The sequence below is a fragment of the Pseudomonas sp. GL_093 genome (assembly GCF_057837605.1).
The window spans coordinates 1,993,361-2,008,206 of sequence record NZ_CM174448.1 but is presented as its reverse complement, the minus strand read 5'-3'; the positions used below and the strand labels follow the sequence as shown (position 1 = coordinate 2,008,206).

General features: G+C 59.9%; 12 protein-coding genes. 6 read left to right on the top strand and 6 right to left on the bottom strand.

The genetic code is table 11. From position 1 onward, the window contains the following. Nucleotides 1-64: 64 nt before the first annotated feature. A complete protein-coding gene (gyrA, locus tag AC3IUE_RS09095; RefSeq protein ID WP_008148713.1) occupies nucleotides 65-2,722 on the bottom strand; it encodes a DNA gyrase subunit A in 2,658 nt (885 codons plus the stop codon). 424 nt (nucleotides 2,723-3,146) lie between these two features. Further along, entirely contained in the window at nucleotides 3,147-4,223 is a 1,077-nt protein-coding gene (gene mtnA, locus AC3IUE_RS09090; RefSeq protein ID WP_489266841.1) for an S-methyl-5-thioribose-1-phosphate isomerase, read from the bottom strand. 108 nt (nucleotides 4,224-4,331) lie between these two features. Between mtnA and AC3IUE_RS09085 the strand changes: the two genes are divergently transcribed. The 5 genes from AC3IUE_RS09085 to AC3IUE_RS09065 all read left to right on the top strand — a co-directional run bounded on the left by AC3IUE_RS09085 (nucleotide 4,332) and on the right by AC3IUE_RS09065 (nucleotide 9,226). Next, nucleotides 4,332-5,666, top strand: coding sequence for a TRZ/ATZ family hydrolase (locus tag AC3IUE_RS09085; RefSeq protein WP_489266839.1), 1,335 nt, complete (start codon nucleotides 4,332-4,334; stop codon nucleotides 5,664-5,666). Between the two features lie 57 nt (nucleotides 5,667-5,723). Further along, the gene (ubiG, locus tag AC3IUE_RS09080) at nucleotides 5,724-6,422 is read left to right on the top strand and encodes a bifunctional 2-polyprenyl-6-hydroxyphenol methylase/3-demethylubiquinol 3-O-methyltransferase UbiG (protein WP_056744072.1); all 699 of its coding nucleotides are present in this window, start codon (nucleotides 5,724-5,726) and stop codon (nucleotides 6,420-6,422) included. Between the two features lie 4 nt (nucleotides 6,423-6,426). Continuing rightward, nucleotides 6,427-7,098 carry an N-acetylmuramic acid 6-phosphate phosphatase MupP gene (mupP, locus tag AC3IUE_RS09075; RefSeq protein ID WP_056744070.1) on the top strand — a complete coding sequence of 224 codons (672 nt, stop codon included), beginning with the start codon at nucleotides 6,427-6,429 and terminating at the stop codon, nucleotides 7,096-7,098. Nucleotides 7,099-7,183: 85 nt separating this feature from the next. Further along, nucleotides 7,184-7,924, top strand: a complete 741-nt coding sequence (locus AC3IUE_RS09070) for a YciK family oxidoreductase (RefSeq protein ID WP_489266836.1) — start codon at nucleotides 7,184-7,186, stop codon at nucleotides 7,922-7,924. A 375-nt stretch (nucleotides 7,925-8,299) separates the two neighbouring features. Next, a complete protein-coding gene (locus AC3IUE_RS09065) occupies nucleotides 8,300-9,226 on the top strand; it encodes a GGDEF domain-containing protein (protein ID WP_056744065.1) in 927 nt (308 codons plus the stop codon). 46 nt (nucleotides 9,227-9,272) lie between these two features. Here AC3IUE_RS09065 and AC3IUE_RS09060 read toward each other — a convergent pair whose 3' ends face one another. The 4 genes from AC3IUE_RS09060 to AC3IUE_RS09045 form a co-directional block, all read right to left on the bottom strand. Continuing rightward, nucleotides 9,273-11,147 (bottom strand): MFS transporter, encoded by a 1,875-nt coding sequence (locus AC3IUE_RS09060; protein WP_489266833.1) that lies wholly within the window; start codon nucleotides 11,145-11,147, stop codon nucleotides 9,273-9,275. Between the two features lie 98 nt (nucleotides 11,148-11,245). Further along, nucleotides 11,246-12,397 carry a TDT family transporter gene (locus tag AC3IUE_RS09055; RefSeq protein WP_489266831.1) on the bottom strand — a complete coding sequence of 384 codons (1,152 nt, stop codon included), beginning with the start codon at nucleotides 12,395-12,397 and terminating at the stop codon, nucleotides 11,246-11,248. Nucleotides 12,398-12,502: 105 nt separating this feature from the next. Next, nucleotides 12,503-12,814, bottom strand: a complete 312-nt coding sequence (locus tag AC3IUE_RS09050) for a cupin domain-containing protein (protein WP_046047998.1) — start codon at nucleotides 12,812-12,814, stop codon at nucleotides 12,503-12,505. Between the two features lie 42 nt (nucleotides 12,815-12,856). Beyond that, nucleotides 12,857-14,050 (bottom strand): MFS transporter, encoded by a 1,194-nt coding sequence (locus AC3IUE_RS09045; protein ID WP_489266829.1) that lies wholly within the window; start codon nucleotides 14,048-14,050, stop codon nucleotides 12,857-12,859. A gap of 91 nt (nucleotides 14,051-14,141) precedes the next feature. Here AC3IUE_RS09045 and AC3IUE_RS09040 point away from each other — a divergent pair, with 91 nt between their 5' ends. Continuing rightward, a complete protein-coding gene (locus tag AC3IUE_RS09040; protein ID WP_489266827.1) occupies nucleotides 14,142-14,681 on the top strand; it encodes a TetR/AcrR family transcriptional regulator in 540 nt (179 codons plus the stop codon). Nucleotides 14,682-14,846: the final 165 nt, after the last annotated feature.

Sequence of the window (14,846 nt, the reverse complement as noted above, 5' to 3'; positions counted from 1 at the left end):
TCGATATTTTCATACAGGACAAACAACAAGGGGGCGAATTCTCATCCGCCCCCTGTCTGTCCGCTTATTCCTGCGGTTCTTCGTCAGCGGCGGCGTCGAGTTGCTGATCTTCAACAACGTCGTCGATTACGACTTCGCCGTCGAACACTGCACCCTCTTCACCTTCTTCCAGCTCTTCACCTTCGACTTCCGACGGCTCCTGAACCCGCTCCAGACCTACCAGCGTTTCATCGCTGGCCAGTTTGATGAGGGTCACGCCCTGGGTGTTACGACCCAGGCTGGAGACTTCGTCGACACGAGTACGAACCAGTGTGCCCTGGTCGGAAATCAGCATGATTTCCTCGCCGTCGAGCACCTGGACTGCACCGACCAGACGGCCGTTACGGTCGTTGCTGACCATGGCGATAACGCCCTGACCACCACGTTTGTACTCAGGGAACTCGGTGATCGCCGTACGCTTGCCGAAACCACGGGCCGAAGCGGTCAGGATCTGGCTGCCTTCTTCCGGGATCAGCATGGAAATCAGCTTCTGGCCTTCTGGCAGACGCATGCCGCGGACACCGCGAGCGGTACGGCCCATGGCGCGAACGTCAGTTTCCTTGAAGCGAGTGACCTTGCCGCCGTCGGAGAACAGCATGACTTCGCGCTCGCCATCGGTAATGGCGGCAGAAATCAGTACGTCACCTTCGTCCAGCTCCAGCGCGATCAGACCGACGCTGCGTTGACGGCTGAAGGATTCCAGCGGGGTCTTCTTCACGGTGCCTTTGGCAGTGGCCATGAAGATGAAGTGACCTTCGGTGTATTCGTCGACCGGCAGCATGGTGGTGATGTATTCATCACTGTCCAGCGGCAGCAGGTTGACCAGCGGACGACCACGGGCAGCGCGGGACGCTTCCGGGATTTCGTAGGTTTTCAGCCAGTACACTTTGCCTTTGCTGGAGAACAGCAGCAGCGTGGTGTGGCTGTTGGCGACCAGCAGGTGAGCGATGTAATCCTCATCCTTCACGCCAGTAGCCGATTTGCCTTTGCCGCCACGACGCTGAGCCTGGTACGCAGCCAATGGCTGGGTCTTGGCGTAGCCACCGTGGGAGATGGTCACGACGCGCTCTTCTTCCGGGATCATGTCACCCAGGGTCAGGTCGAGACGGGCATCGAGAATCTCGGTACGGCGCACGTCGCCGTATTCGGCGCGGATCACTTCCAGTTCTTCGCGGATCACTTCCATCAGGCGCGTGGCGCTGCTGAGGATGCGGATCAGTTCGCCGATCTGGTTGAGGATCTCTTGATACTCGGCCAGCAGCTTTTCGTGTTCCAGGCCGGTCAGGCGGTGCAAACGCAGTTCCAGAATGGCTTGCGCCTGTTCTGGCGACAGGAAGTACTTGCCTTCGCGCAGACCGTATTGCGGGTCCAGGGTCTCTGGACGGCACGAATCGGCACCGGCACGCTCAACCATTGCGACCACGGCGGAAGATTCCCACGCCGTCTTGATCAGCGCTTCCTTGGCTTCCGACGGGGTCGGCGAAGCTTTGATCAGCGCGATGACCGGGTCGATGTTCGACAGGGCAACCGCTTGACCTTCCAGAATATGGCCACGTTCGCGGGCTTTACGCAGTTCGAACACAGTACGGCGGGTAACGACTTCGCGACGGTGACGAACGAAGGCTTCCAGCAGGTCCTTGAGGTTCAGGATCCGCGGACGGCCGTCGATCAGCGCGACGATGTTGATACCGAACACCGCTTGCAGCTGGGTCTGGGCGTAGAGGTTGTTGAGGATCACCTCAGGCACTTCGCCGCGACGCAGCTCGATCACGACGCGCATACCGTCCTTGTCGGACTCGTCGCGCAGTTCGGTGATGCCTTCAAGCTTCTTCTCTTTTACCAGCTCGGCGATCTTCTCGATCAGACGGGCCTTGTTCAGCTGGTAAGGGAGTTCGGTGATGACGATCTGCTGACGGCCACCGACCTTGTCGATGTCTTCGATCATCGAGCGGGCGCGCATGTAAATGCGGCCGCGACCGGTGCGGTAGGCTTCGATGATGCCGGCGCGACCGTTGATGATCGCGGCGGTCGGGAAGTCCGGACCGGGGATGTATTGCATCAGCTCATCGATGGTCAACTCAGGGTTGTCGATGAGTGCCAGGCAACCGTCGATGACTTCACCGAGGTTGTGCGGCGGGATGTTGGTCGCCATGCCCACGGCGATACCGCTGGAGCCGTTGACCAACAGGTTGGGAATACGGGTCGGCATGACCGCCGGGATCATTTCGGTGCCGTCGTAGTTCGGCACCCAGTCCACGGTTTCTTTGTGCAGGTCAGCCAGCAGCTCGTGCGCCAGCTTGGTCATGCGCACTTCGGTGTATCGCATGGCGGCGGCGTTGTCGCCGTCCACGGAACCGAAGTTGCCCTGACCGTCTACCAGCAGGTAACGCAGCGAGAATGGCTGCGCCATCCGAACGATGGTGTCGTACACCGCGGTATCACCGTGAGGGTGATACTTACCGATCACGTCACCGACAACACGGGCAGATTTCTTGTACGGCTTGTTGAAGTCGTTGCCCAGCTCGCTCATCGCGAACAGCACACGCCGGTGCACGGGCTTCAAGCCATCGCGCGCATCCGGCAGTGCCCGCCCGACAATTACGCTCATCGCGTAGTCGAGGTAGGACTGCTTCAGCTCGTCTTCGATATTGACCGGGAGGATTTCTTTGGCCAGTTCGCCCATGAGAAGCCTGATTCCTTTTTCTGGTGAAACTTCGTCACATCCATATGGGACGAACGAAGCTCGCCGCTGCAGGCTGAGTGCCATGCACCGACTTACGACAAATCAACGAGTTATGCCATGGATCTGCGCAGTAAAGGCAGCCACATCGGACTACCTTGGAAACCGCCGGATGTTATCACAAGAGCCGCCACGCACCTATCCCCCTGATGCGCATGGAGCATAGTTAGTTGACCGGTGACAGGCTTGAAGGGGACGAGAGAGGCTTAGAGAGTTGTCGAATGAGGATTTCAGGCTGATTTGTTGACTTTGCGGGCCCTATCGCGAGCAAGCTCGCTCCCACATTTGACCGAGTTCTTCAGTTAGACACGGTCCAGTGTGGGAGCGAGCTTGCTCGCGATGGGGCCTCATCAGGCGCCAAATATCTTTAATGCAGGCGCTTACGACACATCAATTGCGCCATTTTCGCAGTGTCCGGGCGCTCGACGATGCCTTTTTCTGTGACGATCGCATCGATCAAATCCGCCGGGGTCACGTCGAACACCGGGTTGAACGCATCGACATCCGCCCCGACCCGCTTGCCGCCGACTTCCAGCAACTCGCGACCATCGCGCTCTTCAATCGGGATCTCATCACCGCTGGCCAGGTTCATGTCGATGGTTGAACTCGGCGCCACCACCATGAAGCGCACGCCGTGGTGCATGGCGTTGACCGCCAGCTGATAGGTGCCGATCTTGTTGGCCACGTCGCCATTGGCGGTGATCCGGTCAGCGCCGACGATCACCCAGGTAATGCCTTTGGTTTTCATGATGTGGGCCGCAGCGGAGTCTGCATTGACGGTCACGGGAATGCCTTCGTTGGCCAGTTCCCATGCGGTCAGCCGCGAACCTTGCAGCCATGGACGGGTTTCGTCGGCATAGACGCGCTCGACCATGCCTTCAATGAAAGCGCCACGAATGACGCCGAGCGCCGTGCCAAAGCCGCCGGTGGCCAGAGCGCCGGTGTTGCAGTGGGTCAGAATCGCCTGGGCGTTACCCTGGTGCTTGCGAATCAGGTCCACACCCAGTTGCGCCATGGTCAGGTTGGCTTCGCGATCACTCTCGTGAATGGCGATAGCCTCCGCCTCCAGCACCGCCAGCGGATCGGCGTGATGCTTCAGACGTTCAAGCCGGTCGCGCATGCGGCCCAGGGCCCAGAACAGGTTGACTGCGGTCGGACGGGAATCGGCCAGCAGCGCGAAATCCTCTTCCAGCGCCGCCTGCCAGTCACCGCCCTCGGCAAACCGCGCGCGGGCCGCCAGCACAACACCATAGGCGGCACTGATGCCAATCGCCGGCGCGCCGCGCACCACCATCGAACGAATGGCCTCGGCCACGCCAGCAGCGCTGGTGTAGGCGATCCAGGTTTCCTCGAACGGCAAAATACGCTGATCCAGCAGGTAAAGGGCGCCATCACGCCAATCGATGGCCTTCACCTTCTCCGCAGCCAACAGTCGATCGCGCATCCGTCACCCCGTACTCATGAACAAAAGCCGTCGATTATAGCGATCCCCCTGCGAAGACGCTCGGGTATACTTCGCCATCCTTTACAAAAGCTCTGGAACCGACTCTCGATGCTGAACACTGCCGCTGCGCTCGACTTGCTATTGCTGCCGACCTGGCTGGTACCCGTCGAACCCGCTGGCGTTGTCCTCAAAGAGCACGCCCTGGGCATCCGCGACGGACGCATCGTCTTCATCGGCCCACGCTCGACTGCGCTGAAGCTTAACGCAACCGAAGTCCGCGAACTGCCGGACATGTTGCTCTGCCCTGGCTTGATCAATGCCCACGGTCATGCGGCGATGACGCTGTTCCGTGGCTTGGCCGATGATCTGCCCCTGATGACCTGGCTGGAAAACCACATTTGGCCGGCCGAAGCCAAGTGGGTCGATGAAGCGTTCGTCCGTGACGGCACTGACCTGGCGATCGCCGAGCAGATCAAAGGTGGCATCACCTGTTTCTCTGACATGTATTTCTTCCCGAAGGTTGCCAGCGAGCGCGTGCATAACAGCGGCATTCGCGCGCAAATCGCGATCCCGATCCTCGATTTCCCGATCCCGGGCGCCAGCACGGCGGACGACGCCATTCGTCAGGGCGTCGAACTGTTCAACGATCTCAAGCACCACGAGCGTATCAAAGTCACCTTCGGCCCCCACGCACCCTACACCGTGGGTGACGAGAACCTGGAGAAAATCCGGGTGATCGCCGAAGAACTGGACGCCTCGATCCATATGCACGTGCATGAAACCGCCTTCGAAGTGCAGCAGTCCGTCGAGCAGTGCGGCGAACGCCCATTGGCCCGCCTCGGGCGTCTGGGCTTGCTGGGGCCGCGCTTCCAGGCCGTTCACATGACTCAGATCAGCGATGAAGACCTGGTGTTGCTGGTAGAAAGTAACACCACCGTGATTCATTGCCCGGAGTCGAACCTGAAGCTGGCCAGCGGGTTCTGCCCGGTGGAGCGCTTGTGGCAGGCTGGCGTCAATGTGGCGATCGGCACCGATGGTGCAGCCAGCAACAACGACCTGGACCTGCTCGGCGAAACCCGCACCGCCGCCTTGTTGGCCAAAGCCGTCGCCGGCTCGGCCACCGCACTGGACGCTCATCGCGCCCTGCGCATGGCCACGCTCAATGGCGCTCGCGCGCTGGGCATTGAATCCGAAGTGGGATCGCTGGAAGTCGGCAAAGCAGCAGACATCGTCGCGTTCGACCTCTCCGGCCTGGCGCAGCAACCGGTCTACGACCCGGTTTCGCAGCTTATATATGCCACCGGCCGTGATTGCGTGAAACACCTTTGGGTCGCCGGCAAGCAACTGCTCGACGACCGTCGCCTGACTCGTCTGGATGAAGAACAGCTCTGCGCCACCGCCAAGGCCTGGGGCCAGCGCATCAGCGGACATACCGAATCGTAAGCCCCCCGGACCAACCACCGGGGCAACAGGATTTTTCAAGTTTTAGAGGACTTAACCATGAGCAACGTCGACTACGCCGAAATCGCCAAATTCGAAGCCCTGGCCCATCGCTGGTGGGACCGCGAAAGCGAGTTCAAACCGCTGCACGACATCAACCCGCTGCGGGTCAACTGGATTGACGAGCGGGTCAAGCTGGCCGGCAAGAAAGTCCTCGACGTCGGTTGCGGCGGCGGCATTCTCAGCGAAGCCATGGCCCAGCGCGGCGCCACCGTGATGGGCATCGACATGGGCGAAGCGCCGCTGGCGGTCGCGCAACTGCATCAACTGGAATCCGGCGTGAGCGTCGAATACCGGCAGATCACCGCCGAAGCGCTGGCTGAAGAAATGCCCGAGCAGTTCGACGTGGTCACGTGCCTGGAAATGCTCGAGCACGTGCCGGATCCATCCTCGGTGATCCGCGCCTGCTTCCGCATGGTCAAGCCCGGCGGCCAGGTGTTCTTCTCCACCATCAACCGCAACCCGAAGGCGTACCTGTTCGCCATCGTCGGCGCGGAATACATCATGAAGCTGCTGCCGCGCGGCACCCACGACTTCAAGAAATTCATCCGCCCGTCCGAGCTGGGTGCCTGGAGTCGCATGGCCGGCTTGACCGTCAAGGACATCATCGGCCTGACCTACAACCCGCTGACCAAGCACTACAAACTGGCCTCCGACGTGGACGTCAACTACATGATCCAGACCCTGCGCGAGGAGTAAGCCGATGCGTATCAGAGCAGTTCTTTTCGACATGGACGGCACCCTGCTCGACACCGCGCCGGACTTCATTGCGATCTGTCAGGCGATGCGCGCCGATCGCGGCTTGCCGCCGATGAACGACAAACACATTCGCGACGAGATCTCCGGCGGCGCCAAGGCGATGGTCGCCGTGACCTTCTCCATGGACCCGGAATCACCAGGTTTCGAGGAATTACGCCTGGAGTTCCTGGAGCGTTACCTCGCCGGTTGCGCGGTTCACAGCAAACTCTTCGACGGCATGGGCGAACTGCTGGCCGACATCGAGAAGGCCAACCTGATCTGGGGCGTGGTCACCAACAAGCCGCTGCGGTTCGCCGAGCCGATCATGCAGCAGCTTGGCCTGGCCGAGCGCTCGGCGCTGTTGATCTGCCCGGACCATGTGAAGAACAGCAAACCGGACCCCGAGCCGTTGATCCTGGCGTGCAAGATGCTCGACCTGGACCCGGCCAGCGTGCTGTTTGTGGGTGATGACCTGCGCGATATCGAATCCGGTCGCGATGCCGGCACCAAGACGGCCGCCGTGACCTATGGCTACATTCATCCAGACGATAACCCGCGGCATTGGGGTGCGGATGTGGTGGTCGATCATCCGCTGGAGTTGCGCAAGGTGCTCGATAGCGCGCTATGTAGCTGCTGAGCCGCTTTTGCAGGTGCACCGCATCCAAGGGGCTCGCTCCCACAGGGTTGGCGCTTGGCCTGAAGAATTTTTGTAGAGGTTTCTTATGTTTGATTATTCCGCCCGCCCAGAATTGCTCAAGGACCGGGTCATCCTGGTCACCGGCGCTGGCCGTGGCATCGGCGCTGCCGCCGCAAAAACCTTCGCCGCACACGGCGCCACCGTGCTGCTGCTGGGCAAGACCGAAGCCAACCTGACTCAAATCTACGACGAAATCGAAGCCGCCGGCCATCCACAACCGGCCGTGATCCCGTTCAACCTGGAAACCGCCCTGCCCCATCAATACGATGAGCTGGCAGCGATGATCGAAACCGAATTCGGCCATCTCGACGGTTTGCTGCACAACGCGTCGATCGTTGGCCCGCGTACACCGATCGAGCAACTGTCCGGCGAAAACTTCATGCGCGTCATGCACGTCAACGTCAACGCCATGTTCATGCTCACCAGCACCCTGTTGCCGCTGCTCAAGCTGTCGCAGGATGCTTCGGTGGTGTTCACCTCCAGCAGCGCCGGCCGCAAGGGTCGCGCGTATTGGGGCGCTTATGGCGTGTCCAAATTCGCCACCGAAGGCTTGATGCAAACCCTGGCCGACGAAGTCGACACCGTGGCACCGGTGCGCTCCAACAGCATCAACCCGGGCGCCACCCGCACCAGCATGCGCGCCCAGGCTTACCCGGGTGAAAACCCGCTGAACAACCCGACGCCCGAGGAGATCATGCCGGTCTACCTCTACCTGATGGGCCCGGACAGCACCGGCATCAACGGCCAGGCGTTCAACGCTCAGTAACGCCCGCGCGTCGCTTTTGTGCCGCGACAGCTTCCCGTCGCGGCACTCAAAGTGCGTCGTAACCCCCCCATCACAAGTCAAACAACTGTCACCGAACGCGACAGCATTCTTCAACAACAGCTTCAACACATTGATTTAGAACGTTTTTTATCCGACGGAACCGAATGGCACGACTTTCGCTCTAAATTTGCTCAGACACGCAGTGTGAAAGCAGACAGGGCGGACGCCTGAGCCGACAGGTTACTTATCGTCGGCAAAGCGGACTAAACTTGCGCCAAATGTCCTACGGGACTGATGGACCAGTATGACGCGCAGCCCAAAGCCGCTCTCACCCAGCCTGTAAGACAGCCTTACTGCTTAGGGGCGCACGACATAATGAAATCACCTTCCCAGACCAACGCAATTGACTTCGATGCTGCCAAATTGCAACGCCTGGGCTTTGGTCAGCAGCCTCCTCTTCAGGAGAGGCCTGCCAACCTTGCGCAACTGCGCCAGAAGTTGAGCCTGCTGTTGCAAACCAGTCTTGAGCCGCAACGCATTCTCGGGCTCTTCTTCCGTGAGATTCAGCAACTTGTACCGCTTGACGCCTTGACGTACGAGCACACGTCCAGCGACTTGCGCCTGGAGTTCGGCCTGCGCGGCCATCATTCGATCAGCTACAGCCTCAGCCATGAAGGCGAGCAGCTGGGTGAACTGGTATTCCGCCGCAATCAACGGTTCAGTGAGCAGGAACAAGGCAATCTCGAGTCGCTGCTGTCCGCATTGCTGTATCCGATGCGCAATGCCTTGCTTTACCGCGCCGCGACCCAAAGCGCCTTGCGCGATCCGCTCACGGACACCGGCAACCGCATCGCCATGGATCAGACCCTGCAACGGGAAATCGAGATGTCACGTCGGCATCTGCAACCCCTGTCGCTGCTGATGCTGGACATCGATCACTTCAAACACATCAACGACACCCACGGACACAGCGCCGGCGATGACGTGCTCAAGGCCGTTGCAGCCTCGATCAAAAACCAGTTGCGCAACGTGGACATGGTCTTCCGCTTTGGTGGCGAGGAGTTCCTGATCCTGCTGTCCAACACGAGTCGTGAGGCGGCAGCCATGGTTGGCGAACGGCTACGATTTGCAGTGCAGGCAGAGGAATATTCGGCCGACGGCCATTCGATCGAGCTGACGGTCAGCCTTGGCTGCTCGACGCTATTGCCCGGCGAGTCTGCCGACAGCCTGTTGCGACGGGCCGACAGTGCGTTGTATGTGGCCAAGCGCGAGGGACGTAACCGGTTGGCGATGGCGGGTTGAATGCCCAGAGCGGGCACGCTTGGTTAGCGGCCCGCACCGAAAGGAATTAGCGCACAGCGCCGCGCAATTCCCCCACCATCCCTTGCAACCTGGCTGGCTCTGCCGCCTCAACCGGCACCGCAGGCCCTGCCACCAGCGTCACCCGTGACCACAACCGGCGAAACACGCCCTTTTGCGGATCGCGGCTGAAGAAACTCCCCCACAAACCCTGCAATGCCAACGGAATCACCGGCACCGGCGTCTCTTCGAGAATCCGCGTCAGCCCGCCTTTGAACTCGTTGATCTCGCCATCGGCAGTCAATTTGCCCTCAGGGAAGATGCACACCAACTCGCCGTCCTTCAGATACTGAGCAATGCGCGTGAAGGCTTTTTCGTAGATCTGAATGTCTTCCTGACGTCCCGCGATCGGAATGGTCCCGGCCGTGCGAAAGATAAAGTTCAGCACCGGCAAGTTGTAGATCTTGTAATACATCACAAAGCGAATCGGCCGACGCACCGCGCCGCCAATCAGCAAGGCGTCGACGAAGGACACGTGATTGCACACCAGCAACGCCGCGCCTTCATCGGGAATCAGTTGCAGATTGCGATGCTCCACGCGGTACATGGAATGGCTGAGCAGCCAGATCATGAAACGCATGCTGAACTCGGGGACGATGCTGAAGATGTAGGCGTTGACGCCGATGTTCAGCAGCGACACCACCAGGAACAGCTGCGGGATCGACAGCTTGACCAGGCTCAGCAAAACGATCGAGACAATCGCCGACACCACCATGAACAGCGCGTTGAGAATATTGTTGGCGGCAATCACCCGCGCCCGCTCGTTCTCGGGGGTACGAGACTGAATCAGCGCGTACAGCGGCACGATGTAGAAACCGCCGAAAACCCCAAGCCCCAGAATGTCGATCAACACCAGCCAGGCGTGGCCAAAACCCAGGACTTCGATCCAGCCATGACCTGTAACGCTGTCCGGAATTCCACCGGAATGCCACCACAGCAGCAAACCAAACACCGTCAGACCGAACGAGCCAAACGGCACCAGACCGATCTCGACTTTGCGACCGGACAGTTTCTCGCAGAGCATCGAACCGAGTGCGATACCGACCGAGAACACCGTCAGAATCAGCGTCACCACGGTTTCGTCGCCGTGCATCCACTCCTTGGCATAGGCCGGGATCTGCGTCAGATAAATCGCCCCGACAAACCAGAACCACGAGTTGCCGACAATCGAGCGTGACACCGCTGGGGTCTGCCCCAAGCCCAGTTTCAAAGTGGCCCAGGACTGGCTGAAAATGTTCCAGTTCAGACGCATTTCCGGGGAGGCGGCCGCGGCCCGTGGAATGCTGCGACTGGCCAGGTAGCCAAGCACCGCAACACCGATGATCGCCGTGGAGACGATCGGCGCGTAATGACTGGAGGACATCATGATCCCGGCGCCGATGGTCCCGGCGAGGATCGCCAGGAAGGTGCCCATTTCCACCAGACCGTTGCCACCCACCAGTTCTTCGTCTCGCAACGCCTGGGGCAGGATCGAGTATTTCACCGGCCCGAACAGCGCCGAGTGAGTGCCCATGGCAAACAGCGCCACCAGCATCAGCGACAGGTGATCGAACATGAAACCGACCGCGCCGACCGCCATGATGGCGATTTCCCCGAGCTTGATCAGACGAATCAACGCGTCCTTGGCGAACTTCTCCCCGAACTGCCCGGCCAGCGCCGAGAACAGAAAGAACGGCAGAATGAACAGCAGCGCACACAGGTTGACCCAAATCGAGCGGTCACCCTCGATGGTCAACTTGTAGAGAATGGCGAGTATCAGCGACTGCTTGAAGATGTTGTCGTTGAACGCCCCGAGCGACTGCGTGACGAAGAACGGCAGGAAGCGCCGGGTGCGAAGCAAGGTGAACTGTGAGGGGTGACTCATCTTCCATGTGTCCCTGATGTTGGGTAGAGAGTGGCGTGGATGCAGTGATTGGAATATCCAACGGCGATCCAGGCCACACATTACCTAAACTTTGCAGGTTATTTGTTTAATCCTGCAATGCACGGCGAGACAAACAACTCGCCCCGCCAGGCGCCCTGCACTGTCCGTTTGGCGACGATCAGCCACATCACCGCCAGCAACACCACCAGCACACAGCCGAAGACACTGAAAAACGTCAGGCTCAAGGTGCTGGCCAGTTTCAACGTCGCCAGGGAATAGACGCCCAACGGGAAGGTGAAACCCCACCAGCCGAGATTGAACGGAATACCGACGCGCAGGTAACGCAGGGTGATGAGCACCGCGATCAGCATCCACCACAGACCAAAACCCCACAGGGTGATCCCGGCCACCAACCCCAGCCCTGCGGCGATTTCACCAATGCCTGGCAGACCGTTGGCAGCGAAGATCGCCGGTGCGTCGGCGCCCAGCAGCAACATGCCCAGCGCCCCGGTACCGATCGGGCCGAGCGCCAGCCAGCTGGAGGCGGCCATGTTTTCGTGAGGCAGTTTATGCAGCGCCATGCGCAGCAACAGAATGGTCAGAATGCTGAACGCAACCGGCAGGGAAAAGGCCCAGAGCACGTAGCTGGTCACCAGCACCACCAGTTGCGAATGGGCATCCGCCAGGTGCGGCGCCAGCAGACCACCGCTGGCGGCCGCCACCTCTGCCGCCACCACCGGCAACAGCCAGACGGCGGTCATCTGGTCGATGCTGTGTTCCTGACGGGTGAACATCATGTAGGGAATCAGCACGCCGCACGCCACAGACATCGCCACATCCAGCCACCACAACACCTCGGCGACATCAATCACGCCCTCGCCCCAACGCGGCAGACCGAACACCAGGAAACCATTAATGATGGTCGCCAGGCCCATGGGAATGGTGCCAAAAAACATCGAGACCGTGGAGTGGCCGAAAATCCGCCGCGCCTCATCGAAAAACAGCGCCCAACGCGCCGCGTATAGCGCAGTGAACAAGACGAACAGCACGATATTGAACAGCCAAAGGGCTTCGGCAATCGCGTGCAAACCGGCATTTGCGCCAGGCAGTTGCGCCAGCGCCAATGCCAGCACACCGGTGCCCATGGTGGCGGCGAACCAGTTCGGCGTGAACTGGCGGATGACTTCACGCGGATGCTGCAAATGACTGAAAGGTTTGAAACCGGCTGGGGCAGTGTTGGGGCACGTCATGGTGAACTCCTGTCCTCTGTTGAGGTGGAGCTCATGGTAGATCCGAATCGAATATCTATATAACGGGTAATATCTCTAACTGTTATCTGTTTTGCAGATATAGCGTCAGACGCTGCCTTCAGTTTCGATCACCAGGATTCTCGCCGCACCCTGCGGATGGGCAACGTGTTCGGTACCGACGTCGGCATAGAAAATATCGCCTACACCCAACATCACTTCTTTCTCCTGACCTGCTTCGCGATAACGCATCTGCACGACGCCATCCAGCACCACGAACACTTCTTGCCCATCATTGATGTGCCATTTATAGGGCTGATCGGTCCAGTGCAAACGTGTGGTGATGCCGTTCATGTTGGCGATATCCAAAGCGCCCCAGGCACGGTCAGCGGTGAAGGATTTGCTGCGGATGATTTTCATGCGTCGGTCCGTCGAAATGAATGGCGACGCCAAGGCTAGCGGTCATCGAACATCGACGCCACAGACTTTCATGGACTGCTGACGCATCAACGCGAGCAGCGCGCCGACCGAGAGCGTAATCAGCACTGCGCCGTAACCATCGGTGGTGGCCACCAGCCCAAAGGTCCGGGTCAAGTTCCCGGCCAGCAACGACGGCAAGCAAAAAGCCAGATAACTGAGCACGTAGTAAGCCGACATCAACCCTGCCCGCTCATGGGGCAAGGCCAGCGGCACGACGCTGCGCAATGCACCGAGGAAACCGGCACCGAAACCGCAGCCGGCGATCAGCGTCCCGACGAAAAACAGCGGCAGGCTGGCGCTGTGCACCGCCATCAAAATCAGCGCGACGCCGACGGGCAACAGACTGCCGCCCAATCGCAACACCTTGTCGGCCGGCCGATCGCGCAAGGTGTAGATCATCAACGCGCCGGTCACCGTCAACACGGCCACCGTCGCACCGCCAATCAGATTTGAGGTCGATCCCGTGGCCGTGCGAACCAGAGACGGCGCCAAAGAAGCGTAAAAACCACCGAGTGCCCACACCGCGATGTTGATCGGCAGCACCAGCCACAACGCACGCCGCGCCTGGATCGGTACATGCAGTGTCGGGCGCAGCGAGGCCCAGGCTCCCGGTTGGGGACTGACGCTTTCCGGCAAACGCCAAACGTACAGCGCTTGCATCACAAACAGCGCGAACAGCACCCAATAGGTCAACTGCAACGGCAACGGCGCAAACTCGGCCAATAAGCCGCAGCCCATGGCACCCGACGCCATGCCCAGCAACGGCGCGACACTGTTGACCAGCGACCCTTGCTGGCGATCGGTGTCCAACAGCGCCGCACTCAATACGGCAGTGGCCATTCCCGTAGCAAAACCCTGAAGCACTCGTGCGCTGATCAACCAGGCGACACTGTCTGCGTTGATAAACAACAGCATCGCCAGCATGTTCAACATCACAGCGGTGAAGATCACCGGTTTGCGCCCCAGGTAATCCGAGAGCGAACCGACCGTGAGCAATGCCGCCAGCAAGCTGATGGCGTACACGCCGAAAATCAGGGTCAGGGTCGCTGCCGAGAATTGCAGGTGTTCCTGGTACAAGTGATACAACGGCGTCGGCGCCGTGGACGCCGCGAGAAAACTGAGTAAGGTGATCGCCAGGAACCACAGGCTTGAACGATTAGACGTAGAACTGGACATAAATACACTCCGCAAAAGCTAACTTTTTGCTTTTGCGGAGTGTGCGACTGGCTGACGCTTAAAGCAAATTCTTTGTGTTAAGGTCCGATGCATGGCTATTAAAGAAGGTTTACGCCCCGGCGGCCGCAGTGCCCGGGTGCAAGAGTCGGTTCATTCGGCAGTCCGCGATCTCCTCGAAGAGCAGGACCGCACCACCGTGACCGTCCCGCAAATCGCCGCGCGCGCCGGCGTTACACCGTCGACTATCTACCGGCGTTGGGGCGATCTGTCGGTGTTGTTGGCGGATGTCGCCCTCGCCCGCATGCGCCCCGAGAGCGAGCCGGCCAATACCGGCAGCCTGCGCGGTGACGTGCGCGCCTGGGCCGAGCAGTATCTGGACGAGATGAGTTCCGAGCCCGGCCGCAACATCTTGCGCGACGTGCAATGCAGCACCACGCCAGCCCTTTGCGCGACGATCATTGGCGGGCAGTTGCAGACGATTCTGGATCGTTACCCCGATCAGCCGAAGCCGAACGTTGATCGACTGATCAACATGGTGGCGGCGCCGACGGTGTTTCGTATCCTGTTTTCAGCGGTACCGCTGGAGGTTGAGGAGTTGCATCGGTTGATCGAGATTGCGCTGAGTCAGTAATACCGCCATCGCGAGCAAGCTCGCTCCCACAGTTGATCTTCAGTGGACACGTAATTTGTGCCCAACATAGATCCAATGTGGGAGCGAGCCTGCTCGCGATGAGACCTGCACAAACACCCAAGATCTCACTGACACACCGCCTGCGACACCCCGCCACGCCGCGAC